This is a genomic window from Mucilaginibacter oryzae, from assembly GCF_003148845.1.
Lineage (GTDB): Bacteria > Bacteroidota > Bacteroidia > Sphingobacteriales > Sphingobacteriaceae > Mucilaginibacter > Mucilaginibacter oryzae.
This window is the reverse complement of the sequence record NZ_QGHA01000001.1, coordinates 946,647-972,692: the sequence shown is the minus strand read 5'-3', so window position 1 is coordinate 972,692 and position 26,046 is coordinate 946,647. Positions and strand designations below refer to the sequence as shown.

The window sequence follows — 26,046 nt, the reverse complement described above, 5'->3', positions numbered from 1 at the left end:
AGATTTGAGATATGAGACTGCGCATTGGTGCGCCTTTCAAAATATCTCAAATTTCATATTCCTCATCTCAAATCTCATATCTAATATCTCAAATCTAAAAAACAATGAAAACATATTTGTTGCCATCCATCAAGCTTACGCTAATACTCATTGTATTAACAGCAGGCATATATCCTTTAGCCATTGCAGGTATCGGTAAATTTACTCCCGGCAAGGGCGACGGTGAAACCATCACTTACAAAGACCGCGTAGTTGGTTACGCCAACATCGGTCAGAAATTTACTAAAGACGAATATTTCTGGGGCCGCCCTTCGGCTGTTGATTATAATGCCGCCGGTTCCGGAGGTTCGAATAAAGGCCCTTCAAACCCTGATTATTTGAAACAGGTAGAAGGCCGTATTGATGATTTCATGAAACACAATCCAGGTGTAACCCGCTCGCAGATCCCTGCCGAACTGGTTACCGCATCTGGCAGCGGCCTGGATCCTGACATATCGCCTGCCGGTGCTAAGGTGCAGGTTGCGCGTGTAGCTAAGGCTCGTGGTTTATCGGTAGATGCCTTGAATAAATTAGTTGATGAACATACCGAACAACCGTTGCTTGGCATGTTTGGCCCGGCTAAGGTTAATGTTTTGAAGTTGAATGTGGCGTTGGATGAGCTGAAATAAGCCCCACCTAAATCCTCCCCGGAAGGGAGGACTTTGAATTGCAAATTAAAAATAAGTAGCCGCAAAGTAGCTGTCTGAATCAGAATTATAGAATTAACAGAATAAAAGCACAGTAGCATTAATGGCTATCTACAGTAAATCGATAATTTTAAAGTCTCCCCTACCGGGGGAGATTTAGAGGGGGCTTGTCATGGAAAACACCAAAGAGCAATCTGTTGAGCATTTCCTGGAATTGATTAAAAAATCGCGCCGGGGCAAGTTCAAGGTATACATTGGCATGAGTGCCGGGGTAGGCAAAACTTATCGCATGTTGCAGGAGGCACAAACCCTGTTACGGAATGGTATCGACGTAAAAATCGGTTATATCGAAACCCATAACCGTAAAGAAACTCATGCCCTGCTGCACGGTTTGCCGGTAATTCCGCGCCGCAAATTATTTTATAAGGGAAAGGAACTGGAGGAGATGGATCTGAAGGCAGTGATCAGCCTGCGCCCGGAGGTGGTTATTGTTGATGAACTGGCCCATACCAATATTGAGGGCAGCAGTAATGAAAAGCGCTGGCAGGATGTATTGGAAATACTGAATGCAGGTATCAACGTAATCAGCGCCGTAAATATCCAGCACATTGAAAGTTTGAACGAAGAGGTTGAGCGGATAACCGGGGCCACTATTAACGAACGTGTACCCGATAAGGTTTTGCAACTGGCAGATGAGGTGGTTAATATTGACCTTACAGCGGATGAACTGATAGAGCGCCTCAAGGAAGGTAAGATTTATGATGAAAAGAAGATCCCTACAGCGCTCAGCAATTTTTTTCAGGTTGAACGGATATTGCAGCTAAGGGAGCTCGCGTTACGGGAGGTAGCCCACCAGGTTGAGCGAAAGATAGATATAGAGGTACCCAAAACCATCAAGCTGCGGCCCGAACTATTTCTGGCGTGCATCAGCACCAACGATGCATCAGCCAAAATCATCATTCGTAAAACGGCGAGGCTGTCGTCATATTATCGGTCCAAGTGGTATTTACTTTACGTGCAAACCCAGCGCGAAAGCAGTGATAAAATTAACCTGGCGGCGCAAAGGCACCTTATCAATAACATGAAACTGGCTACCCAACTGGGTGGCGAGGTACTTAAAGTAAAAAGCGATAACGTAGCCCGTACTATTTGGGAAACGGCCGAAAAATATGATATTACCACGATTTGCATTGGTAAGCCGCGGTTTAAATTTTACCAGTTGATCATGAAAACCGCTGTGTTTACACAGTTGCTTAACAAAATGTCCAAAACAGATATTGACCTTGTAATACTTTCATAACCATGACTATAAAAAACAAACTCCGCACAGGTATCGGTTTCCTGTTTACACTGGCATTAATTTGCTGCGGATTATCCATATATTATTTAAACCGCCTCTCGGCCGATGCCGGAGTTATACTGAAGGATAATTATAAAACGCTGCAGTACGTGCAAAATATGCTTACCGCGCTCGATTCGCATGATGGTGGTTTTAATGCAGCGCAGATAAAGCTGATTGACCGGAATATGCTGCTGCAACAACGCAACGTAACCGAAGTTGGCGAGCAGCAATTAACAGATTCGGCCAGCGCCACTTACCAAAGGCTTAAACAAACCGGTATTTCCGAGCCGGAGCAAAAGCAACTGCGAAACAGGCTGCACCAGCACCTGTACGGTATTATGAAACTGAATATGAATGCCATATCCTATAAAAACGATGTGGCCAATGCTACCGCAAAGCGGGGCACATGGCTGGTTGCCTTTTTAGGCGCATTTTTATTTCTGGTAGCGTTTAGTTTTGCCGTTAACTTTCCGGGGTATATTGCTAACCCTATTAAAGAACTTACGGCCCGCATCAGGGAAGTTTCCAACAAAAACTATCACCAGCAAATCCATTTTCCGGCCGATGATGAGTTTGGCGAACTGGGCCAGGCCTTTAACAACATGACCCGTAAGCTGGATGAATTTGAAAACAGCAACCTGGCCAGTATCCTGTTCGAAAAAAAACGGATCGAAACCATCATTAACTCCATGCAGGATGCAATTATCGGTTTGGATGAAAAGCAGATCATCATATTTGCCAACCAGGTAGCCTGCAACCTGATCGGGATGAAAGCTGATCAGCTTAATGGTAAATATGCACCCGATATTGCTTTAGAAAACGACCTTTTGCGCAAGCTGCTGGTGAACGACCAAACCAAACTGCGCATTTTTGCCGACAACCACGAGGGCTTCTATTCGCGCGAATCGTTATCGGTAAATAACAAAGACAAGGTGATCGGAAAAGTAATTATCCTGAAAAACGTTACCGAATACCAGCAGCTTGACGAGGCAAAAACCAATTTTATCGCCACCATTTCGCACGAACTGAAAACGCCTATCTCATCTATTAAAATGAGCTTAAAACTACTGGAAGATGAGCGTATTGGTGATGTAAATGCCGAGCAGCGCCAACTGATCAGTAATATTGATGATGATACCCGCCGCCTGTTGCTTATCACCGGCGAGTTATTGGATATGGCCCAGGTTGAAACCGGGAAGCTGCAACTCAACTTCGGCAGCACCCACCCACAAAATATTGTTGATTATGCCGTAAAAGCCATCAAGTTCATTGCTGATCAGAAACAGGTGGAAATTAAGGTAAAATGTGATGAAAGCCTGCCAAAAGTACATGCCGACCTCGATAAAACCACCTGGGTGCTCATTAACCTGTTATCGAATGCTATAAAATACAGCCACGAAAAATCCGTCGTAGAATTGACCGTGAAAAAGCACAAGAACGATGAGATCGAGTTTTCTGTAACCGACCATGGTAAAGGTATTGAGGAGCAATATTTGCCACGCCTGTTCGAACGCTACTTTAAAGTACCTAATGCTACTTCCGAGCAAAGCGGTACCGGCCTTGGTTTAGCCATTGCCAAAGATTTTATTGAAGCGCAGGCGGGTAAAATAAGTGTCGACAGCGAAATCGGATCAGGCAGCACGTTTTATTTTACGTTAAAACGGGCTATTGCGGCGGCTTAACATTTTTTTCTGACATATAATTGTAGGGTATAAGCGTTTTCAGGGTAATTATAAACCTTTGGTCGGCCTAAATAGTAAGGTTGCCCGAAGGTTTATTCGTTTTAAGCAATGCGTGTGTTACCGAATATTTTACACCTCGGGGGTGAAACATAGGGATGTTCTGCCTTTTTTAAACTGCGTTTGAAATTGATATACGTTGTTAGTCATCAAAGAAGGGTGCAACCCGAACACAACGCGCATTTGCAACACAAGCCCTATAGCCAGGCAAATTAACCAGCCAACAAACCATTTTACGGATAGCCCTGCATCGCGCACCGCTTTGTAGTAAAGGATAGTCATTACAAGGAAAGAAAGCAGCACCGGATAGGTGAACTGCCGCCAGCTGTCAATAGGCAGTTGCCTGGTGATAAAAACAGAGAAGAACATTAAGGTGCCTGTAAAGCTGGCGAAGGCAATCCGCCGTATAAAAAACCATTTATTGTTTTTAAGCAGGATGATAGCAGCAGTTACCGTTACAATCCATTTAAAAACGGCTACCGCATTGGCAAGCAATATTGTACCCGGCGAGGTCATGTACCCGAACTTTTGCCCGATAAACCAGGCCGTAACCAGCACCGATACAGCGAAGTAAATAATGGCAAATATGGCATTACGGGTGTTGGCGTGCATCAGAAAATTGTGAAGGTAGTAATAGGTGATAAATGTATATAATTATTAATTGAATTAGAAAATCTTCCTGTAAATCATCTGCTACAAGGCGGGCTATAAAAATAAAAAGACGTTGTTAAACAACAATAGCGATAGGAGTCCCTATCGCTATTGCCATATATAATATATGGATAAGCTATTATAATCCGAAAGCAGCTTTTACCTGGTCAACATAATCCAGTTTTTCCCAGGTGAATAATTCAACCTCGCGTTCAAGCTTGCTGCCGTCATGCCCAACAAAAGTTTTGGTTACAGTTTCATTAGGCCTGCCGAAGTGACCATAAGCCGCGGTTTCGCTGTAAATAGGGTTGCGCAGCTTAAAACGGGTTTCGATGGCATAAGGGGTCATATTAAAAATACCCTCAACTTTTTTGGCAATCTCGCCGTCGTGCAGGTCAACCTTAGCGGTGCCGTAGGTGTTAACATAAATACCCATTGGCTGGGCAACACCAATAGCGTACGATACCTGTACCAGCACTTCATCACATAAACCGGCTGCCACCAGGTTTTTAGCAATGTGGCGGGTAGCGTAAGCGGCCGAGCGATCAACCTTTGAAGGGTCTTTACCTGAAAAAGCGCCGCCACCGTGCGCACCTTTACCGCCGTAGGTATCCACAATAATTTTACGGCCGGTTAAGCCTGTATCACCATGCGGCCCGCCGATAACAAATTTACCGGTAGGGTTAATATGGTACTTGATATCGTCGTTAAAAAAGTGGGCGTATTTAGGATATTTAGCCTTAACACGGGGGATGAGGATGCTGATAATGTCGGCTTTAATTTTGGCAAGCATAGCTTGTTCTTCGTCAAAGTCGTCATGCTGGGTCGAGATCACAATGGCATCGATGCGTTGTGGCTTGTTATCATCGCTGTACTCTAATGTAACCTGCGATTTTGCATCGGGGCGCAGGTATTTAATTTCGTTGTTTTCGCGGCGGATAGTTGCCAGCTCAATTAATAGGGCATGGGCAATATCCAGGGCAAGCGGCATATAGTTATCGGTTTCAACAGTGGCGTAACCGAACATCATGCCCTGGTCGCCTGCACCCTGTTCTTCTTTAGCGGTGCGGTCAACACCCTGGTTAATATCGGGTGATTGCTCGTGGATTGCCGACAAAACCCCGCACGAGCTGCCGTCAAACATATATTCGCCTTTGGTATACCCGATTTTGTTGATTACCTCGCGGGCAATTTTTTGTACATCCAGGTAGGCTTTTGATTTTACTTCGCCGGCTAAAATTACCTGGCCTGTGGTTACCAGCGTTTCGCAGGCAACTTTCGATTCGGCATCAAATGCTAAAAAATGATCAATCAGCGCGTCTGATATTTGATCAGCTACTTTATCCGGGTGGCCTTCTGATACAGACTCTGAAGTAAATAAATATGACATAAAATTTAAATAAGTAATATTAAGTTAGATGAGGAGGGCTTTAAGGGCAGACCGGGTGAAAAAAGAAGCATGGTTTTAGCACTTTTTTACGTGGTTGCAATCCGGTCCCGGCGCTGCCGGGCATTAAATCAGTCCACATTCGGGCGGTAAAAATAAAACAAATTTCACAAAGCCGAAAATACATTTACTTTTGAAGATTGAAATAATATATAGTTGAAACGGAAAGCGTTATTTATAATTAACCCAATTTCGGGCGGGAAGAAGAAGGACGGGGTGCCTGAACTGATTAATGAAACTGTTGATGCCAACGTGCTTGAACCGGTTATAGCTTTTAGCGATGGGGTGGCCCATGCGCGAGTTATAGCCCGCGAGGCAGTTAGCAAATTTGATATAGTAGTGGCCGTAGGCGGCGACGGAACGGTAAACGAAGTAGCATCAGCCATTGTGGGCACCGATACGGCTTTAGGTATTGTACCTTTTGGCTCGGGTAACGGCCTCGCAAGGTTTTTGGGGATCCCGATGGATACAACACAGGCGATAAAAAACCTCGCGCATGGCAGGCTGGAGATGATCGACTCGGCAAGCATTAACGGGCAGGCTTTTTTCAATATGGCGGGTATGGGGTTTGATGCCCACATCAGCGAGGTTTTTTCGCATGGAAAAAAGCGGGGCTTTATCAGTTATATTAAATCCTCAATAAAGGAGGTGATCGGTTACCGGCCACAAAACTATCACCTTGAAATTGACGGTGACGCGTATGATTATGAAGCCTTTATGCTTAGTATTGCCAACTCGTCGCAATATGGTAATAATGTACACATCTCACCTAAAGCAAGCCTGCAGGATGGGTTGCTTGATGTATGTGTGATTAAACCATTTCCGTTATGGCGGTTCCCGGAAATGAGTATGCGCATGATATTGAAGGCTACCGAAAGCTCAAAATATGTTAAAATTATCCGCGGCAAGCATATCATGATAAAAAGAGAACAAACAGGGCCTATCCATCTTGATGGTGAGCCGCAGATGGCAGGCACTGGGGTAGATATAAAAGTATTACCACATTCGTTAAAGGTTATAGTAGGTTTACAATATAAAAACTGATAGCTATGGCTAAGAAAAACTTTACAGGTGTAGTTTATTCAACCGATCCCGATTTTCAATACCAGGACGATTGGGCAGGGGAGGCTCAAACCCTCCAGCCACAACAGCAAAACCTTAAATTATACCTCGATCGTAAAGGGGGGAGCAAACTGGTAACCCGTGTCAGCGGCTATATAGGTTCAGGCGGCGATCTGGAAGCCCTCGGAAAAAAATTAAAAACCAAATGCGGCGTAGGCGGATCTGTAAAAGATGGTGAAGTTTTGATTCAGGGCGATTTCCGGGACAAAATTCTAACCTTGTTGCAAGCCGAAGGTTACAAGGCAAAAAAGGCAGGAGGCTGATATTTTTTAATAAAACTTATAAACCTTTGTTTAATGCAGGCATGGCTAAGCCCGGATTCTGACAAAAAATAAAACTAAGCGTTACAAACCTTGCTGTCTGGTTAAATCGGGCTGTAATAAATTAACAACTTTTTAAAAAAAGGCGTTAATTTGGCTTGGTAACATAAATTTTATGTGTTATCACTTGCTATTTTTAAAAAAAATGGTTTTCATTGCAAATAATTGTGTTGGCAACACACAATAAATTTGTAACGTTGCGTTAATAAACACCGGGATCACACAGAATGATATTCTGTATTAAAAAATTGTAAAGAATAACATAAATGGTTTTTTTAATTCAATAAAATTCTATTTTTGTTATTCCCAAACAACAGCGCATTTTAACTAACTTATAAAATAAACAAAAAACAAAAACTAAAAATTCAAAAGTAATGGCAAACGCACCAACAAAACCAACTACTCCTGTTAAGAAAGAAAGCTCAAGTGCATCTGGCATGTTTGCTTCTTTAACTATTCCAATCTGTCTGGCAGTAGCTATTTGTATATTCGTTTTTGTGCTTGGTGATCCAAGCCACTTTAAAGGCGGCGACGTAGAAAACGGTTATCCTTCTGATATCTTCGGTACTATCCACAAAGGTGGTGTAATCGTGCCTTTGATCATGTCATTTTTATTAATGGTGATCGTGTTCTCTATCGAGCGTTTCGTAGTTATCGGTAAAGCTTCTGGTACTGGCAGCGTTGATAGCTTCGTAAGAAAAATTCAGGCTCTTTTAAATGCAGGTAACATCTCTGGCGCTTCTGCTGAGTGCGACAAACAAAAAGGTTCTGTTGCTAACGTTATCAAATCAGCATTGAAAAAATATGGTGAAATGGAAGCTGAGCCAAACCTTGACGTTGATCAGAAAACTTTGGCTATCCAAAAAGACATTGAAGAAGCTACAGCTTTGGAAATGCCGATGCTTGAGCAAAATTTAACCATCATCGCTACATTGGTATCTATCGGTACATTAACTGGTCTGTTAGGTACGGTAGTGGGTATGATCGGTGCGTTCTCTTCATTAGCAACTGCAGGTGTACCTAACCAGGTTGAACTTTCTTCACACATCTCTGAAGCCTTGATCAACACTGCATTCGGTATCTCTACTTCAGCTATCTCAATTATCATGTACAACGTGTTTACATCAAAAATTGATAAATTGACTTACGCTATCGACGAAACCGGTTTCAGCATCGTTCAAACATTTGCAGCTTCGCATAAAAACAGATAAAAATATTGTAGTGCTTATGCCTCTCATGCACAATAAGTTAGAGGTACATTAAGTTATAATACTGAACACTATATATTTTTAAGAAATTTAACATGGCAAGGATAAAAGTCCCAAGAAAGAGTACAGCAATCGACATGACCGCAATGTGCGACGTGGCGTTCCTGTTGCTTACTTTCTTTATATTAACTGCAAAAGTAAAAACCGAAGATCCGGTACCTATTGATATACCAAAATCTTCAATCCAGCAGCCGGTACCTGAGTCTGACTTTGCTACAATTTCTGTAGGCGCTCAAAAAGCATTCTTCGGTGTTGAAGGTGTTGATATCCGCAAGGAAACATTGAACCAGATGGGTTCTATCTATCACATGACCTTTACTCCTGAAGAGCAAACAAGGTTTTCAACCATTACCTCGTTTGGTGTGCCAATGAATCAGTTAAAGCAGTTTATCGCTTTAACTGCTGATCAGCAAAAGAAATTTGCACAGCCAGGTATCCCTCGCGATTCTGTATCAGGCGAGTTAACCAACTGGATCCGTCAGGCCCGTATAGCTACCAAAGCTTTACATAACAAGGAGCTTCGTTTGGCTATTAAAGGTGATAGCAAGGAAGAATACCCGGTTATAAAAGATGTTATCAATATTTTGCAAAAGCAAAAAGTTAACAAGTTTAGTTTAATTACGGATTTAGGTAGTGCCGGTGGTACTCCTGCAAAATAAAAGATCATGGCAGAATTAGATACCTCCGGGGGAGGCAAACACAAAGGCGGGAAGGTTCGCAGTAAAAAGCAATCAACCCGTGTAGATTTAACCGCGATGGTTGACCTGGCGTTCTTGCTGATCACGTTCTTCATCATGACCACCACGCTTGCAAAAGCTAAAGCGATGGATTTGGCTATGCCTGATAAAGATGAGAAAACCAAAGATCAGATGGATATTGCCGCTTCACGTTCGATGACCATTTTATTGGGCAGCGATGACAAATTGGAGTGGTATATCGGCGAGCCGGGAAAATCAGCGCCAACAATTGACAATTTTGGTCCGAACGGGCTGCGTAAAACGTTGATTGAAAAAAGCAAAGAAGTACAGCAAAAAACAGGCAAATTCATGTTTGTTGTGATCAAACCAAGCGATAAATCAAAATATAAAAATATGGTGAGTACGCTTGATGAGATCAATATCGCCAATATCCAGAGTTATGGTATTGTTGATATTTCAGCTCCGGAAATTGAGTTGTTGAAAAAAGACGGCTTGTACAACGATAATAAATAATATTAAATAACGTTATAAACTTCCATTAAAGCCTTAACCTATGTTAGGATCAAAGTTAGACATACTAAAGCAGGAATGGATCGACGTTGTTTTTAGTAATCGTAACAAAGCCTATGGCGCTTACGAGCTGAGGAAAGAGAACTCAAAGAATACAAGCAAAGCTTTAATTTTCGCTATCGTATTTTTCGTGTTCGTAGTTTCTTTGCCAACTATCATCAACAAGATCAAAGGTCTGATTCCTGAAAAAGAGCAGAAAGTGAAGATAACAGACGTGGTTCTGTTACCTCCGCCACCGGTTGACCAAACCAAAAAACCACCTCCGCCGCCACCTGAGCCACCAAAACCAAAGGTTGACCAGGTACGTTTCCCTCCTCCGGTTGTAAAACCAGATAACGAGGTTAAGGAGAAAGACCCGCCAACTGTAAAAGAACTTGCAGTGGCAGACCCTGGTCAGAAAGACCAGAAGGGTGACCCTAACGCCGAAATCAGGATTGATGAGCCGGTAGGTAACTCAGACGTTAAACAGGTTGTTGAAGCCGATCCTAACCAGATCTTTACTTCGGTTGAGCAGGTTCCTGAATTTGCCGGCGGTTTAGAGAAGTTTGGTCAGTATTTGGGAAAAAACATCCGTTATCCGGCTGTAGCCCGCGAAAATAACGTACAAGGTCGTGTTATCTGTACCTTCGTTGTTGAGAAAGACGGTTCGCTAACCGACATTAAGGTGGTTAGGGGTATTGGTAGCGGTTGCGACGAGGAAGCAGTTCGTGTATTGAAAAATTCACCAAAATGGAAACCTGGTATACAAAACGGTCGTCCGGTTCGTGTGCAGTACAGTGTTCCAATTAGCTTCACATTAGCTTCTGAAGAATAATCAATGCCATTTAATTATAATAATAAACAGCAAAAATCGCCCAAAAGGCGGTTTTTGCTTATTTTAGGAACAGCCGCATTCATCTGTTTTGTTGTTTTAGGACTGATGATCATGTTTTGGGAAAAGCTCCCATTACAGTTACAACCATACCAACGCATACTTTTCGGTGCATTTATAATAATTTATGCGGTTTTGCGTTTTTCACGTCTATTCAGAAAAGATCAATATGAGGATCAGTAAAACCGTAAAATTCATTTTATTCTTATCTCTTTTAGGAGCAGGATTGCAGGCTTGTCATCGTAAAAAAGAACAGAAAGCGGCTGTATCGCAAGATACTTTTAATGCAGGTAAAGCCACTTTTGTAGCCGACGAATCTTTTTCGCCTATTATTGAGCAGGAAGAATATGTTTATAAAAGCCGTTATCCGGAGGCGAACCCGGTTTTTGTTTATAAAACAGAAAACCAGGCGGTGAATATGTTGTTAAATGATAGCGTTAGGGTAGCGATTTTATCGCGCGAACTTGATACTGCGGAGCAGAATGTTATTAAAGGCCGTAAACTGAGCGTTGAAACTATTCCTTTCGCGGTAGATGCGGTTACATTGATTGTAAATAATGCGTCCGGCGATACTACCATTACGGTAGCGGAGTTAAAGAGGCGACTGAACGGGCAGGGAGATTTGACCAAGCCTATTGTGTTTGATAACCCAAACTCGAGTTTGGTTAGGTATTTGAAAAACTTTTCCGGTAATAAGGAGCTTAAACAAAGTAATATTTACGCGCTTAAGTCAAATACCGATGTTATTAAATACGTAGGCGGGCATCCGGATGCATTAGGGATTATCGGTTTCAGTTGGTTAAATAACCCGGTAGATGCTTTGGTACCCTATGTTAACAAGGTTAAAATTGTTGGGGTAAGAGATGAGGCCAGCAAGCAGTATCCAAACGGATATTTTAAACCTTCGCAGGAATCATTGGTCTTAAAACAGTACCCGTTGAGCAGGGGATTATATATGATCAATTGCTCGAGCAAAGTTGGTTTGGCAGCCGGTTTCGCTACATTTATTGCCAGTGATGTAGGGCAGCGGATTATACTGAAATCGGGATTATTGCCTGATTCTATACCGCCGAGAGAGATTAATTTAAAAAAGTAAACTATAACTAAATAAAGATGAAAGTAATCAGTAAAGTAGCCGCGGCTTCATTAGGACTGGTATTTTTAGGTTCATCATCAGTTTTTGCGCAGAGTCTTGCCGACGCCAAAAAAGCTATTGACGCCGAACAATATCAGAAAGCAGAGTCGATGCTCAAAACCCTAACTACTACTCAACCAACTAAAGACGAGAACTTTTTCTATTTAGGTTGGGTGTATATTAAACAGGACTATTCAGATTCAGCGAAAGTTGTTTTCAATAAAGGTATAGCCGTCAATCCAAAATCAGCTTTAAACTATGCAGGCTTAGGTGCAGTAGCCCGTTTAGATAAAGATAATGCAGGCGCTACCACTAATTTTAACCAGGCAATTACCCTGGCAGGTAAAGATACCAAGCCATACACCTACGTAGGCTTATCATACCTTTTGCCAACCACCGCCGATAAAAAGGTTGCCCCTGCCGACGCTGATGCAGCTATAGCCGTATTAACTAAAGGCAAAGCCATCAATGCCAAAGATGTTGACCTGCTTATCGCTTTAGGTGATGCTTACCGTTCGGTATTGAAAAGCAATGAGGCTTATTCCAACTATTCAGACGCTTCGTCGCTTGACCCTAAAAACCCTGCCGCTAAAGTTGCTACAGGGGTATTGTACAAATTTGCCAACAACTTTGATGGTTCTGAGCAGCAATTTAAAGATGCTTTGGCTATCAACGCCAACTACGGCCCCGCTTACCGCGAATGGGCTGAAACCGATCTGCGTTGGTCGTTAACCGATCCTAAAATGGCTTCTGCTAAAATTAAGGAAGCTGTTGATCATTACAAGCAATATATGAGCCTTACTGATCAGTCTATCGAGTCGCAAATGCGTTATGCCGACTTCCTGATCCTGGCCGGTGATTATAAAACCTTGCAGCAGGTTGCAACTGATCTTTCAAAATCTGCAAGCACCAACGCAAGGGTTTACCGTTATATAGCTTATTCGGCTTACGAGAATAAGGATTATCCTGCAGGCTTAACTGCCATCAATACCTGGTTCCAGAAAGCTGATCCGAAACGTGTGATCCCTCGTGATTACCTGTATTTGGGTAGGTTGCAGATTGCTTCAAACCAGGATTCGCTTGGTATCTTAACACTGAAAAAAGCGTTAACGCTTGATAGCAGCCAGACCGACGTTTATGCTGAGATCGCTAAATCATACTTCCGTCAAAAGAAATATGCGCAAGCCGGCGATGCTTACAGGGAGGTTACTATTAAAGGTGGCCATAGCGTGAAACTGACCGATTACTTTTATGAAGGGATCAGCTACTACTACGGTTATGATGAAAAATTGCCAACAGCGGATACATTGGTAGCCCGTGCAGATAGCGCATTTAGCTACGTTATCCAAAAAACTGCTACCGCACCGTTTGCCGATGCTTACCTGTATCGTGCCCGTGTTAATGAATTAAAAGAAAAAGACCGCAACAATATTGTGGGTTACGCGAAACCGTTCTATGAAAAATATATAGAAGTAGTTAACGCTAAGGGCGCACCAGATGAGAAAGCCAAGAAGAGCTTAGCTGAGGCTTATGCTTATTTGGGTAACATTTACCTGTATAAAGAGAAGGATGATGCTAAAGCTTCTGAAAACTTCTCTAAAGCGCGTGAATTAGATCCTACAAACAAAAGTGCTGCCGCTTACTTCCAACGTAAGGGTGGTGCAGGAAAAAGTAAATAATTAAAAATTAAATAAAAGCTGCAAAATAAATTAATTTATTTTGCAGCTTTTATTTAACAGCTTCCTAAGTAAAGCGGCTGTTATTGTTATCAACATAGGTGTATTTTGAGCAACGACGATAGCTAATAGAAGGATGCTGACAAAATCATCATGAACAAAAGTACTGGGTGTATTTTAGGCATCTAACAGAAAAGGCCTCCCCAAAAGGGAGGCCTTTTCTGTTTTAACCCGGGGGGTAGTAAGAATTGTCCAATCAGCACAATCGCCTATTAAGATTAATAATGAATAACAGAAATGATTAACAACCCCATAAAACACCCTTTTATTTTATCAATGCATTAGTATATTTGCGCCATGGAAGCACACAGTTTACCGGTTAATTATTTACCAATTATTTTTCAAATGTTGGTGGCTTTAGGCTTTGTTGTAACAACCATGTTTGTTACCCACAAAATAGGCCCTAAAAGAAAAACTAAAGATAAATTAACACCTTTCGAATCTGGTATCGAAGTTGTAGGTAACGCCCGTACGCCAATCTCCATTAAATATTTCCTTGTTGCTATCCTTTTCGTGTTGTTTGATGTGGAGGTTATTTTCATGTATCCATGGGCGGTAAACTTCAAGGCCTTAGGTACTAACGGGCTTATTGAAATGTTCATTTTCATGGCTACGCTTTTACTGGGTTTTATCTACGTAATAAAGAAGGGCGCGCTGGATTGGGATTAAGTTTAGAACGATTCTAAATATAGCTCCTGTAAGCCCGTTGCGTACATTTTACAGCGTTATTATTGTAAATTTGCTATCGTTATTCGCTTTATGAATAATGGTTTATCAATATAATTCAATGAGTGATATTCAATTAGTTGATGCCCCTGCCGGAGTTGAAGGCGCCGGGTTTTTTGCTACCTCGCTTGATAAGGCAATAGGTATAGCTCGCTCAAATTCACTGTGGCCCTTGCCTTTTGCCACTTCATGCTGCGGTATTGAATTTATGGCCACTATGGCCTCCCATTATGATCTTGCGCGTTTTGGTGCCGAAAGGTTAAGCTTTTCACCCCGCCAGGCCGATTTGTTGATGGTAATGGGTACCATCTCGAAAAAGATGGCTCCTGTACTGCGCCAGGTTTATCTGCAAATGGCCGAACCCCGTTGGGTTATTGCTGTAGGCGCCTGTGCATCAAGCGGCGGTATATTTGATACCTACTCGGTTTTGCAGGGCATTGATGAGGTAATTCCGGTAGATGTTTACGTGCCTGGTTGCCCTCCGCGCCCCGAAGCTATTATTGATGGTTTTATGAATATTCAGGAACTGGTAAAAACGGAATCGCTGCGCAGAAGGAGCGAACCTAAATACCAGGCATTATTAGCTAAATACGGAATTCAATAATGGCCAGGATCCCTAACGAACAATTGATTAAGGCGATTGCCGATAAATTTGATAACCAGGTAACTGTTATTGGCGAGCCATATGAACTGCTAACCGTTGAAACCGGTCGCGAGCAGATCATCGACTTATTGACTTTCCTGAAAACAGACCCGGAATTAAAATTCATTTTCCTTACAGATATTACCGCTGTCCACTATCCTGAACTGGAAAAGCAGATAGGGGTTATTTATCACCTCCACAGCCTCACTACCAATACCCGGATCAGGATAAAGGTATTTTTGACTGAAGCCGACGTGCATATCCCAACCGCTACGGTACTGTGGGATGGCGCCAACTGGATGGAGCGTGAAACGTATGATTTATTTGGGGTTATTTTTGACGGTCACCCCGATCTGCGCCGTATTTTGAACGTAGATGATATGACCGCTTTCCCGATGCGTAAAGAGTTTCCGTTGGAAGACCCTAACCGTGTCGACAAGAAGGACTTCTATTTCGGAAGATAATTTATTATAGAAACAAGAGAATGAGAAACAAGAATCAAGAAATATAAAAGTAAGAAGGAGGGGCAAGTTTCCCGACCTGACTCTTTAACTCTTGGTTCCTGACTCTAACAATTCCTGACTCTAATTAACAATACTGATGCAAAATCATCCTGTATATACAGATAACGATCCGCAAAGCGAACTATCAACCTTAAACCTGGGCCCAACGCACCCTGCTACTCACGGTGTGTTCCAAAACGTGCTCCAGCTGGATGGTGAGCGTATTGTTAGCGGTGTATCGACCATTGGTTATATTCATCGTGCTTTCGAAAAAATTGCCGAACACCGGCCTTTTTACCAGATCACCCCACTTACCGACCGGTTAAACTATTGTTCATCGCCCATCAATAATATGGGATGGCACATGACGGTTGAAAAGCTTTTAAATATCCAGACGCCAAAACGTGTTGATTACCTCCGCGTAATTGTGATGGAGTTGGCCCGCATTGCCGATCATATTGTGTGTAACGGTGTGTTGGGGGTAGATACCGGAGCTTTCACCGGCTTCCTGTACATGATGGAGCATCGTGAGGCTATTTATGAGATTTATGAAGAAGTTTGCGGTTCACGTCTTACAACCAACATCGGTCGTATCGGCGGTTTTGAACGTAACTTTAACAGCCGTGCCTTTGATAAATTGCGTGCCTTTTTAAAGAACTTCCCTAAAACCCTTAAGGAGTTTGAAACCCTGTTTAACCGTAACAGGATTTTTGTTGACCGCACCCGTGGCGTAGCCGCAGTAAGTGCGGAAACAGCATTGAGCTACAGCTGGAGCGGTCCGCTTTTGCGTGCAGCGGGTGTTGATTACGACGTGAGGGCCATGAACCCATATTCATCTTACGAAGACTTTGAATTTGAAGTACCCGTAGGTGATACCGGCGACGTTTACAGCCGCTTTTTGGTTCGTAACGAAGAAATGTGGCAGAGCCTGAGGATCATTGAGCAGGCATTAGCCAAGCTTGATAAAGAACCCGGTGATGTTTTCCACGCCGATGTTCCTGAATTTTACCTGCCTCCAAAAGAGGAAGTATATAACAACATGGAAGCTTTGATCTATCACTTTAAAATTGTGATGGGTGAAATTCCGACCCCTACCACCGAAGTTTATCATTCGGTTGAGGGAGCCAACGGCGAGCTGGGTTTTTACCTGGTTAATGATGGCGGCCGTTCGCCGTACCGTTTGCATTTCCGCAGGCCAAGCTTCATCAATTACCAGATGTATGCGCCAATGAGCCGCGGTATGTTATTATCAGATGCTATTATTAACATGAGTAGTTTAAACATTATAGCCGGAGAGTTAGATGCTTAGAGTTGACGAAGCACAGGAACCGGTTGAATTTTCGCCGGAACTGATCAGTAAATTTGATGAGATAGTTAGCCGTTATCCGCAAGGCAAACAAAAATCGGGCTTGTTGCCCATCCTTCACCTGGTACAGGCCGAGTTTGGCTGGGTGAGCGCCCCTGCAATGGATAAGGTTGCCGAATATTTAAGCATCTTACCTATTGAGGTATATGAGGTAGCTACTTTTTACACCATGTACTTTTTGCGCCCGCAAGGCAAGTACGTACTGGAAGTTTGCCGTACAAGCGGCTGCTGCCTGGTAGGTGCCGAAAAGATCATGGATCATATTGAGAAAACCCTTGGTGTAAAAGAAGGCGAAGTTACTCCCGACGGCTTATTTAGCTGGAGAGGGGTAGAGTGCCTTGCAGCCTGCGGCTTTGGCCCGGTATTGCAAATTGGCCCGGAGTACACTTTTTATGAAAACCTGACCAACGAGTCGGTAGATAAACTGATCAGTGATTTAAAGGCGAAAGCTAAGAATTAAGCTATGGCTTCTCAAAAGGATAAAGATTATCATAAACTGCGCAACCCTGAAAAATATCCGGAGTTGAGTTCTAAAGATGTTTATGGTTATCGATCTGAAGAAGGAGCAGAAGCACATAGTAAGTATAAGGCTATTTGGGTTAAATTTGGTTTTAAATCTATGGTAAGTGATAAGCGTAGACGAAACACAACCCGAAAAAGCAATCAAAAAGACAAACAGATTTTGCATCAAATGGAAAGGGCTCAATTTAAGAGAAATTTGAGGGCTCATTTTACAAATCAAGATCATCCAATTAATACAGGATTGAATAATGGTAGCATACGTTAATTAAGCTATGGGACGGAAATTACTTTTAGAACATATAAACGTACCCGGCATCAATACATTTGATGTTTACCGCTCAAAAGGTGGCTATGCTTCTGTTGAGAAAGCATTGAAAATGACCCCTGAAGAGATTGTTGAGGAAGTTAAAAAGTCGGGCTTACGAGGCCGTGGCGGCGCGGGCTTCCCAACCGGTATGAAATGGAGCTTTTTGGCTAAACCGGAAGGCGTACCACGTTACCTGGTTTGTAATGGTGACGAATCGGAACCGGGCACTTTTAAAGATCGTTATTTGATGACTCATATTCCTCACTTATTAATTGAGGGGATGATCGTATCAAGCTTCGCGCTTGGTGCAAATACATCATATATCTACCTGCGCGGCGAGATGATGCCGCAGGTGAGAATCCTGGAGCGTGCCATTGCCGAAGCAAAAGCAAAAGGCTTTTTAGGTAAAAACATATTAGGCACCGGTTACGACCTGGAACTTTACGTTCAACCAGGCGGTGGCGCTTACATCTGCGGAGAAGAAACCGCTTTATTAGAATCATTGGAAGGCAAGCGTGGTAACCCGCGTATCAAACCGCCATTCCCGGCTATCGCCGGTTTGTATGGCTGCCCTACGGTGGTTAACAACGTTGAATCAATTGCAGCCGTTGTTCCTATCATTAACGAAGGCGGCGACGAGTATGCTAAAATAGGGATCGGCAGGAGTACAGGTACTAAACTGATCTCGGCTGGTGGTAACCTGAAAAAGCCAGGTGTTTACGAAATTGAGTTGGGCTTACCCGTTGAAGAGTTTATTTACTCAGATGAGTATTGTGGCGGCATTGCCAACGGCAAACGTTTAAAAGCGGTTGTGGCCGGCGGATCATCAGTGCCTATTTTACCTGCTAACCTTATCCTGAAAACCATTAATAACGAAGCCCGTTTGATGAGCTACGAATCATTATCTGATGGTGGTTTCGTGAGTGGTACCATGTTGGGTTCGGGTGGTTTCATCGCTTATGATGAGGACGCCTGTATTGTGAGGAATACCTGGAACTTCGCCCGTTTTTATCACCACGAGAGCTGCGGACAATGTTCGCCTTGCCGTGAGGGTACCGGATGGATGGAAAAAGTATTACATCGCTTAGAGTACGGCCATGGCAAAATGAGCGATATGGACCTGCTGGTTGATGTATCGAAAAAGATAGAGGGAAATACCATTTGTCCGCTGGGTGACGCTGCGGCCTGGCCGGTGGCCAGTGCAATCCGCCACTTCAGGGATGAATTTGAGTGGCACGTAACTAACGCCAGCGAAGCAACTTCAAGAAACTATGGTTTGGCACATTACGCCGATCCGTTGAAAGTTGTGGAGACGAGCCCCCTCTAAATCTCCCCCGGTAGGGGAGACTTTGAAAAAAGTATAACGCCTCATTAAAAGCCCTCCCCCTCCGGGGAGGGTTGGGTGGGGCCGATTAATATTAAATGTCAATGAAAGTAACAATAGACGGAATAACCGTTGATGTAGAACCCGGAACAAGCATCCTGAATGCCGCAAGGCAGATAGGTGGCGATATCGTTCCGCCTGCTATGTGCTATTACTCCAAGTTGCAGGGCAGCGGTGGTAAATGCCGTACCTGCCTGGTGAAAGTTACCAAAGGATCTGAAAAAGACCCCCGTCCTATGCCTAAGCTGGTGGCATCATGCCGTACCGGTGTTATGGATGGTATGGAGGTACAAAATATCACTTCGCCCGAGGTTGTTGAGGCCCGTAAAGGCGTTGTGGAGATGCTGCTGATCAACCACCCGCTTGACTGCCCGGTGTGCGATCAGGCAGGCGAGTGCCACCTGCAGGATTTGGGCTTTGAGCACGGCGCTGCCAAAACCCGTTACGAGTTCGACCGTCGCACATTCGAAAAAATTGATATCGGTGATAAGATCCAGTTACACATGACCCGTTGCATCCTTTGCTACCGTTGCGTGTTCACTGCCGACCAGATCACCAATACGCGTTTACACGGCATCTTGAACAGGGGCGATCATTCTGAAATCTCAACCTATATCAGCAAGGCTGTTGACAACGATTTTTCGGGTAACGTGATTGATGTTTGCCCGGTAGGCGCCTTAACTGATAAAACTTTCCGCTTTAAAAACCGTGTATGGTTCACCAAACCTGTTGAGGCACACCGCGATTGCGATAAATGCTGTGGTAAAGTAACCTTATGGTATAAAGGCGAGGATGTGATCAGGGTAACCGGCCGTAAGGATGTTTATGGTGAGGTGGAAGAGTTTATCTGTAATACCTGCCGTTTCGATAAAAAGAAAACTGCCGATTGGGTTATTGAAGGTCCGCGTAAGGTATCTCATCACTCGGTAATCAGCGCTAACCACTATGAGTTTACACCGCTGCCGGTTGTAAAAACCAACCCGGTATTGATCGAAGCTAATAAAGAACAATTTGAAAGGGAGACCCGCTTATAATGGAAACGCCACAATTAATATTCAGCATTGTATTGATCGTAGTGATCTTTCTGATCAGCCTGGTTGTAGCCATGTACTCAACCTATGCCGAGCGTAAGGTTGCCGCGTTTTTTCAGGATAGGATAGGCCCTAACCGTGCCGGTCCATGGGGTATTTTACAGCCTTTGGCCGATGGTGGTAAGATGTTTTTGAAAGAAGAGATCATCCCTACCAATGCAACAGGTTTCCTGTTCATTGTAGGCCCTTCACTGGCTATTTTAACAGCTTGTATAGGTTCTGCCGTTATTCCATGGGGCTCGGCTATTCAAATTGGCGGTCACACTTTTGATTTACAGGTTACCGATATCAACGTAGGTATATTATATATTTTCGGTGTGGTTTCATTAGGTGTTTACGGCATCATGATTGGTGGCTGGGCGTCGAACAATAAATACTCGTTGTTAGGCGCTATCCGTGCGGCATCGCAAAATATCAGCTACGAAATTTCGATGGGATTATCCATTATTGCCCTGCTGATGCTCACCGGTACATTAAGTTTGAAGGAGATTGCCGAGCAGCAACATAGCTGGCATTGGAATGTAATAAGGCAACCGCTTGGCTTTTTGCTATTTCTGGTATGTGCTTTTGCCGAAACTAACCGTTCGCCCTTCGATTTGCCAGAGTGCGAAACCGAGCTTGTAGGCGGTTACCATACCGAGTACTCATCAATGAAGTTAGGTTTTTACCTGTTTGCCGAGTATATCAACATGTTCATTTCATCGGCGGTAATGGCTACTCTTTATTGGGGCGGTTATAACTATCCGGGTATGGATTGGGTTGCCGCACACACAGGCCCTACTGTTGCCCCTATTATAGGTGTTGTGGTATTGTTCGCCAAAATATTCTTTTCTATATTCTTCTTCATGTGGGTACGCTGGACAATCCCGCGTTTCCGTTATGACCAGTTGATGGACCTGGGCTGGAAGATATTAATACCATTGGCTATTGCCAACATTGTGCTTACAGGCGTAGGCAGTACATTACTTACACACTTTGGATATTAATTAAATGGAACCATTAAGCAATAAAAGAAAAGTACTGGAAGTTAAGCCTCTCAACTTTTTAGAGCGCGCTTACCTGCCTGCTATTGTGGGCGGTTTGTCAACCACCATGAAGCACTTTTTCAAAAAGCCGGTAACTATCAGCTATCCGGAAGAAAAGCGTGAGTTTTCTGAGAACTTCCGTGGTATGCACTCGCTGAAACGCGATGAGGAAGGCCGTGAACGTTGCACCGCCTGTGGCTTATGCGCGTTATCGTGCCCTGCCGAAGCGATAACCATGACTGCGGCCGAGCGCCAGAAAGGTGAAGAGCATTTATATCGGGAAGAGAAGTACGCCGCCGTTTATGAAATAAACATGCTGCGTTGCATTTTCTGCGGTTTATGCGAAGAGGCCTGCCCTAAAGAAGCCATTTACCTTGACGGAGATATTGTTCCGGCTGATTACCTGCGTAAGGATTTCATTTACGGTAAAGACAAATTAGTAGAGGCACCCTTAAATCAATAAAGAAGTTTTATACCTTTGCCCTGCCTAACAGGGTAAAGGTGTTTTGTAAATAAAAACATGATTACATTTTACTTCATCGCATTTTTGTCCATATTCTTTTCGATATTGGTAATCTCGGCCAAAAATCCGGTACATAGTATCCTTTATCTGATCCTTACCTTTTTTACATTTACCATTCACTACATTTTGCTTAACGCACAGTTTTTGGCTATTGTAAATTTCATTGTATACATGGGGGCCATTCTGGTACTGTTCCTTTACACACTGATGCTGATCAATCTTAATAAGGACAGCGAACCTGTTAAGCCTTTTATGGTGAAACTGGCAGGCGTAGTTGGCGGTGGGATTTTAGCTGTTGCCATTGCATCATCACTCAAACTTTTAGGCACTTCAAACCCGGTTTTATTACAAAACCCTGATCTGGGTTTGGTGAAAAACTTGGGTAAGGTATTATTTGATGAGTTTTTACTGCCTTTCGAAGTATCTTCTGTGCTGTTGCTATCTGCGATGGTAGGGGCGGTATTATTGGCAACTAAAGAAAAAGAACCTAAAGCAGCATAATGGAAAGTTTAACAAATACTATGCACGCCGTGCCGCTTAATCACTACATTTTATTAAGCACCATCATTTTTGCTATAGGCGTAATGGGCGTATTAATCCGCCGCAACGCTATCGTCATTTTCATGTCGGTTGAATTGATGCTTAACTCGGTTAACCTTTTGCTTACCGCTTTTTCGGTATACAGGGGTGATGCAACCGGGCAGGTTTTCGTATTCTTTATTATGGCGCTGGCTGCTGCCGAAGTTGCAGTTGGTTTGGCTATCATCGTAATGATTTACCGTAACACCAACTCGATAGACATCAACGTACTGAACAGGCTGAAATGGTAAAGCCCCACCCAACCCTCCCCGGAGGGAGAGGGCTTTTAGAAAATGAAGTTTATATCCTTATTCAGGATAGATTTATTAATAGACAATAACTTAAAACAAAAAGTCTCCCCTGCCGGGGGAGATTTAGAGGGGGCTTATGAATCAATTAATCTGGCTTATTCCAATATTACCCTTAGCAGGTTTTATTATTAACGGACTTGGCCGTAATTCGTTATCAAAAAGTGTAATTGGCTTTACCGGCAGTTTGCTGGTATTGATATCATTTGGTTTAAGTATCGCTGCTTTTTTCCAGGTAAAATCTACCGGCGTACCTATTAACGTTAATTACTTTACCTGGTTTGCCGTTGGTACATTGAAATTCCCTTTCGCGTTCCTGATCGATCAATTGAGCGCGATCATGCTGCTGATTATTACGGGTGTTGGTTTCCTGATCCACCTCTACTCGATAGGATATATGCATGATGACGAAGGCTTTGGTAAATTTTTCGCTTACCTTAACCTGTTCGTGTTTTTCATGTTGTTACTGGTTTTAGGCTCAAACTACCTCATCCTGTTCATTGGTTGGGAAGGTGTAGGCTTGTGCTCATACCTGCTGATCGGTTTCTGGTATACCAATCCTGATTATGCAGATGCTGCTAAAAAAGCCTTTGTAATGAACCGTATCGGTGATTTGGGCTTTTTGCTGGGTATGTTCTGCATTATCCACTTCTACAACAGTCTTTCATTTTCCGAAGTATTGCCTGCTATCGCAACCTCTAAAAAAGGTGTAGAAATTATCGCTATATGCTTATTCATAGGCGCCTGCGGTAAATCGGCACAGTTGCCATTATTTACCTGGTTGCCGGATGCGATGGCCGGCCCGACCCCGGTTTCGGCCCTGATCCACGCGGCTACCATGGTTACGGCTGGTATTTACATGATTGCCCGCTCAAACATTTTGTTTACACTGGCTACTGACACAACCGAGATCATCGCTTATGTTGGTTTAGCCACCGCGCTTATCGCAGCCTTGATAGCGCTTACACAAACAGATATTAAAAAGGTACTGGCTTATTCAACGGTATCGCAATTAGGTTATATGTTTTTGGGTTTAGGCGTTGGCGCTTACACAGGCGCTTTCTTCCATGTATTAACCCACGCGTTTTTCAAAGCTTTATTGTTCTTAGGTGCTGGTTCTGTTATTCACGCCATGAGCGGCGAGCAGGATATGCGCAAAATGGGCGGGTTGAAAGGTAAGATCAAAACTACTTTCACCACCATGATGATCGGTACTGTGGCCATCGCCGGTATTCCGCCGCTGGCAGGTTTCTTCTCTAAAGATGAGATCCTGGCACATGCTTATGCGCACAATCCGGTGTTCTGGGTAATTGGTGTGATCACGGCTATGTTAACCTCATTTTACATGTTCAGGATGATGTACCTTACTTTTTACGGTAAGTTCCGGGGTACGCATGAGCAGGAGCATCACTTGCACGAGTCGCCTCCAACCATGACTATTCCACTTATCGTATTGGCTATCCTCTCTTTCGTAGGTGGTTTTATAGGTGTGCCGGAAGTATTGCATGGTCATCACGAGTTGGCTGCATTCCTTGAGCCGGTGTTCAAGAAATCGAACGAGATACTGGGCGAACATCATTTGTCTGAATCATTAGAATACGCCTTGATGGGTACTTCCGTAGTGTTAGCTTTGGCCGCTATGGGTTGGGCTTACATCAAATATGCAAAAAACGGCAGCGTACCGGTAGCGGACACCGAAGAGCGCCCGGCATTAACAAGCATATCGTACCACAAGTTTTACCTGGATGAGCTGTATGATCTGATCATCCGTAAACCGTTGGATTGGCTGTCCACCTTCTTTTATAACATCGTTGAGCGTTTAGGTATCGACGGTTTGGTGAATGGCATAGGTAAAGGCACTATCGAAACCAGTAAAGGTTTGCGTTTACTGCAAACCGGTAATGTAGGGTTTTACATATTTATCATGGTACTCGGCATTATCGCGGTGCTTTTTTACAGCGTATTTGGATTAACTAAAATATAAACGATAAGCGTTTAGCAACATAACATGACCGTTAGTATATTACTCTTTTTGCCAATAGTTGCCGCAGTAATAGTAGCCCTGCTTAAAAATGGGGTTGCTAAGCATGCAGCTTTATTCTTCTCTGTTGCCCAACTGGTAATAGCGCTTATATTTTTAAGCAAGTTTATCCCCGATGCCTCAACCCAGTTCAGGATCGATGCACCATGGATCCCGAAATTTGGTATTTACTTTAGCGCCGGTATTGATGGTATTAGCATGATCCTGGTTTTATTGACTACCCTGCTTGTACCTATCATCATTTTAACCACGTATCAGCACGAATATAACAGGGAAGGCGCTTTTTACGGACTGATCCTGTTTATGCAGGCCGGCTTGTTGGTGGTATTTACCGCGCTTGATGGTTTCTTATTTTACGTTGGATGGGAAGCTGCTTTGATTCCGATCTATTTTATCTGTGCGCTTTGGGGCGGAGAGAACAGGATCCGGGTTACTATCAAGTTTTTCATTTACACTTTCGCCGGTTCGTTGTTTATGCTGGTAGCGTTGATCTACCTATATCTCCAGTCGCCGGCCGGAACTTTTGATCTGCATAATTTCTATACCATGTCTCTTGATGCAAAACATCAAACATGGGTGTTCTGGGCTTTCTTCCTGGCCTTCGCCATCAAGATGCCTTTGTTCCCTTTGCATACCTGGCAACCGGATACCTATACCGAAGCACCTTCGGGCGGTACCATGATGTTATCTGGTATTATGCTTAAAATGGGTATTTATGGTGTTATCCGCTGGATGATTCCTAACGCTCCGGTGGGTTTCTTTCACTTTCAAACGTTGGTAATTATCCTTGCTGTTATTGGCATCGTGTACGCATCCATCATCGCCTTTAAACAAAAGGATGGTAAACGTTTGGTAGCTTATTCGTCAATCGGTCACGTTGGTTTAATTGCCGCGGGTATTTTAGCCTGGAACATCCAGGGAGTGCAAGGCGCCATGATCCAGATGCTTAACCACGGTATTAACGTGGTAGGTATGTTCTTTATCTGGGATATCATCATACGCAGAACGGGTACCAGGGATATCGATCAGCTTGGCGGTATAGCCAAGGTAGCGCCTAAATTCGCTATAGCTTTCCTTATCATTGTTTTAGGTACAGTTGGTTTGCCGCTAACCAATGGTTTTATTGGCGAGTTCCTGTTGTTAAAAGGCGTATTCACTTACGGAGCTACACATTTTGGTAACCTGGTTATCTCGGCTATTGCAGGAAGCACTATTATTTTAGGCGCTGTTTACATGCTGCGTATGTACAAAAATGTAATGCAGGGCCAAACCAACGCCCTTACCGCAACCTTTGCCGATATTAAAGGATCTGAGCAGCTAACCTTGGGTATCATCTGCGCGTTGATCATTGTTATCGGGGTTTATCCTCAGCCTATACTACACATCTCCGAAGCTGCTGTTACACAGCTGGTGAATGAAATAAGTGCAAAGTTTACAATGTAG

The 26,046-nt window shown here is 43.5% G+C and carries 27 protein-coding genes; 25 read left to right on the top strand and 2 right to left on the bottom strand.

All coding sequences use genetic code 11. The features are described 5' to 3' along the window. Nucleotides 1-104 precede the first annotated feature (104 nt). From LX99_RS04350 to LX99_RS04340, 3 genes are all read left to right on the top strand, one after another. On the top strand, nt 105-668 hold the full coding sequence (locus tag LX99_RS04350; protein WP_109606701.1) for a K(+)-transporting ATPase subunit C: 564 nt from the start codon (nt 105-107) through the stop codon (nt 666-668). A 190-nt stretch (nt 669-858) separates the two neighbouring features. Continuing rightward, nucleotides 859-1,986: a histidine kinase gene (locus LX99_RS04345; RefSeq protein ID WP_109606699.1), complete on the top strand. Its 1,128-nt coding sequence runs from the start codon at nt 859-861 to the stop codon at nt 1,984-1,986. A 2-nt stretch (nt 1,987-1,988) separates the two neighbouring features. Next, nucleotides 1,989-3,710: a HAMP domain-containing sensor histidine kinase gene (locus tag LX99_RS04340; protein WP_109606697.1), complete on the top strand. Its 1,722-nt coding sequence runs from the start codon at nt 1,989-1,991 to the stop codon at nt 3,708-3,710. A gap of 129 nt (nt 3,711-3,839) precedes the next feature. On the opposite strand, the gene LX99_RS04335 is transcribed toward LX99_RS04340, so the two are convergent. Both LX99_RS04335 and metK read right to left on the bottom strand, forming a co-directional pair. Next, nucleotides 3,840-4,379 (bottom strand): hypothetical protein, encoded by a 540-nt coding sequence (locus tag LX99_RS04335; RefSeq protein WP_109606696.1) that lies wholly within the window; start codon nt 4,377-4,379, stop codon nt 3,840-3,842. 178 nt (nt 4,380-4,557) lie between these two features. Further along, the gene (gene metK / locus LX99_RS04330; protein WP_109606694.1) at nt 4,558-5,808 is read right to left on the bottom strand and encodes a methionine adenosyltransferase; all 1,251 of its coding nucleotides are present in this window, start codon (nt 5,806-5,808) and stop codon (nt 4,558-4,560) included. A gap of 213 nt (nt 5,809-6,021) precedes the next feature. On the opposite strand from metK, the gene LX99_RS04325 reads away from it, so the two are divergent. The 22 genes from LX99_RS04325 to LX99_RS04215 all read left to right on the top strand — a co-directional run bounded on the left by LX99_RS04325 (nt 6,022) and on the right by LX99_RS04215 (nt 26,046). Next, nucleotides 6,022-6,909 carry a diacylglycerol/lipid kinase family protein gene (locus tag LX99_RS04325; protein ID WP_109606692.1) on the top strand — a complete coding sequence of 296 codons (888 nt, stop codon included), beginning with the start codon at nt 6,022-6,024 and terminating at the stop codon, nt 6,907-6,909. 5 nt (nt 6,910-6,914) lie between these two features. Next, entirely contained in the window at nt 6,915-7,250 is a 336-nt protein-coding gene (locus tag LX99_RS04320; RefSeq protein WP_109606690.1) for a translation initiation factor, read from the top strand. Nucleotides 7,251-7,681: 431 nt separating this feature from the next. After that, the gene (locus LX99_RS04315) at nt 7,682-8,518 is read left to right on the top strand and encodes a MotA/TolQ/ExbB proton channel family protein (RefSeq protein WP_109606688.1); all 837 of its coding nucleotides are present in this window, start codon (nt 7,682-7,684) and stop codon (nt 8,516-8,518) included. Nucleotides 8,519-8,610: 92 nt separating this feature from the next. Further along, nucleotides 8,611-9,234, top strand: coding sequence for an ExbD/TolR family protein (locus tag LX99_RS04310; protein WP_109606686.1), 624 nt, complete (start codon nt 8,611-8,613; stop codon nt 9,232-9,234). Between the two features lie 6 nt (nt 9,235-9,240). Further along, nucleotides 9,241-9,786, top strand: a complete 546-nt coding sequence (locus tag LX99_RS04305) for an ExbD/TolR family protein (RefSeq protein WP_022831324.1) — start codon at nt 9,241-9,243, stop codon at nt 9,784-9,786. 40 nt (nt 9,787-9,826) lie between these two features. After that, nucleotides 9,827-10,657: an energy transducer TonB gene (locus LX99_RS04300; protein WP_109606684.1), complete on the top strand. Its 831-nt coding sequence runs from the start codon at nt 9,827-9,829 to the stop codon at nt 10,655-10,657. A gap of 226 nt (nt 10,658-10,883) precedes the next feature. Then, nucleotides 10,884-11,810, top strand: coding sequence for a PstS family phosphate ABC transporter substrate-binding protein (locus LX99_RS04290; RefSeq protein ID WP_170122625.1), 927 nt, complete (start codon nt 10,884-10,886; stop codon nt 11,808-11,810). Nucleotides 11,811-11,827: 17 nt separating this feature from the next. Beyond that, entirely contained in the window at nt 11,828-13,528 is a 1,701-nt protein-coding gene (locus LX99_RS04285) for a tetratricopeptide repeat protein (RefSeq protein ID WP_109606680.1), read from the top strand. Nucleotides 13,529-13,882: 354 nt separating this feature from the next. Beyond that, nucleotides 13,883-14,254 carry an NADH-quinone oxidoreductase subunit A gene (locus tag LX99_RS04280; RefSeq protein ID WP_022831329.1) on the top strand — a complete coding sequence of 124 codons (372 nt, stop codon included), beginning with the start codon at nt 13,883-13,885 and terminating at the stop codon, nt 14,252-14,254. 118 nt (nt 14,255-14,372) lie between these two features. Next, nucleotides 14,373-14,915, top strand: a complete 543-nt coding sequence (locus tag LX99_RS04275) for an NADH-quinone oxidoreductase subunit B (RefSeq protein WP_109606955.1) — start codon at nt 14,373-14,375, stop codon at nt 14,913-14,915. Further along, nucleotides 14,915-15,418 (top strand): NADH-quinone oxidoreductase subunit C, encoded by a 504-nt coding sequence (locus LX99_RS04270; RefSeq protein ID WP_109606678.1) that lies wholly within the window; start codon nt 14,915-14,917, stop codon nt 15,416-15,418. The genes LX99_RS04275 and LX99_RS04270 overlap by 1 nt, the downstream gene beginning before the upstream one ends. Before the next feature lie 136 nt (nt 15,419-15,554). Then, a complete protein-coding gene (locus LX99_RS04265; protein ID WP_211318944.1) occupies nt 15,555-16,766 on the top strand; it encodes an NADH-quinone oxidoreductase subunit D in 1,212 nt (403 codons plus the stop codon). Further along, complete coding sequence (locus LX99_RS04260) at nt 16,759-17,283, top strand: NADH-quinone oxidoreductase subunit NuoE family protein (protein ID WP_022831331.1); 525 nt, start codon at nt 16,759-16,761, stop codon at nt 17,281-17,283. Before LX99_RS04265 ends, LX99_RS04260 begins: the two co-directional genes overlap by 8 nt. A 3-nt stretch (nt 17,284-17,286) precedes the next feature. Continuing rightward, complete coding sequence (locus tag LX99_RS04255; protein ID WP_109606674.1) at nt 17,287-17,610, top strand: hypothetical protein; 324 nt, start codon at nt 17,287-17,289, stop codon at nt 17,608-17,610. A gap of 7 nt (nt 17,611-17,617) precedes the next feature. Next, on the top strand, nt 17,618-18,979 hold the full coding sequence (gene nuoF, locus LX99_RS04250) for an NADH-quinone oxidoreductase subunit NuoF (protein ID WP_109606672.1): 1,362 nt from the start codon (nt 17,618-17,620) through the stop codon (nt 18,977-18,979). 101 nt (nt 18,980-19,080) lie between these two features. Beyond that, nucleotides 19,081-20,070: a 2Fe-2S iron-sulfur cluster-binding protein gene (locus LX99_RS04245; RefSeq protein ID WP_407937400.1), complete on the top strand. Its 990-nt coding sequence runs from the start codon at nt 19,081-19,083 to the stop codon at nt 20,068-20,070. Next, on the top strand, nt 20,070-21,113 hold the full coding sequence (nuoH, locus tag LX99_RS04240) for an NADH-quinone oxidoreductase subunit NuoH (protein WP_109606668.1): 1,044 nt from the start codon (nt 20,070-20,072) through the stop codon (nt 21,111-21,113). Before LX99_RS04245 ends, nuoH begins: the two co-directional genes overlap by 1 nt. Before the next feature lie 4 nt (nt 21,114-21,117). Then, nucleotides 21,118-21,615 (top strand): NuoI/complex I 23 kDa subunit family protein, encoded by a 498-nt coding sequence (locus LX99_RS04235; protein WP_109606666.1) that lies wholly within the window; start codon nt 21,118-21,120, stop codon nt 21,613-21,615. A gap of 57 nt (nt 21,616-21,672) precedes the next feature. Then, nucleotides 21,673-22,176, top strand: a complete 504-nt coding sequence (locus tag LX99_RS04230; protein ID WP_109606664.1) for an NADH-quinone oxidoreductase subunit J family protein — start codon at nt 21,673-21,675, stop codon at nt 22,174-22,176. After that, nucleotides 22,176-22,505 (top strand): NADH-quinone oxidoreductase subunit NuoK, encoded by a 330-nt coding sequence (gene nuoK, locus LX99_RS04225; RefSeq protein ID WP_090533902.1) that lies wholly within the window; start codon nt 22,176-22,178, stop codon nt 22,503-22,505. Before LX99_RS04230 ends, nuoK begins: the two co-directional genes overlap by 1 nt. A 136-nt stretch (nt 22,506-22,641) precedes the next feature. Next, nucleotides 22,642-24,546, top strand: a complete 1,905-nt coding sequence (gene nuoL, locus LX99_RS04220) for an NADH-quinone oxidoreductase subunit L (protein WP_109606662.1) — start codon at nt 22,642-22,644, stop codon at nt 24,544-24,546. A gap of 24 nt (nt 24,547-24,570) precedes the next feature. Beyond that, entirely contained in the window at nt 24,571-26,046 is a 1,476-nt protein-coding gene (locus LX99_RS04215) for a complex I subunit 4 family protein (protein WP_109606660.1), read from the top strand.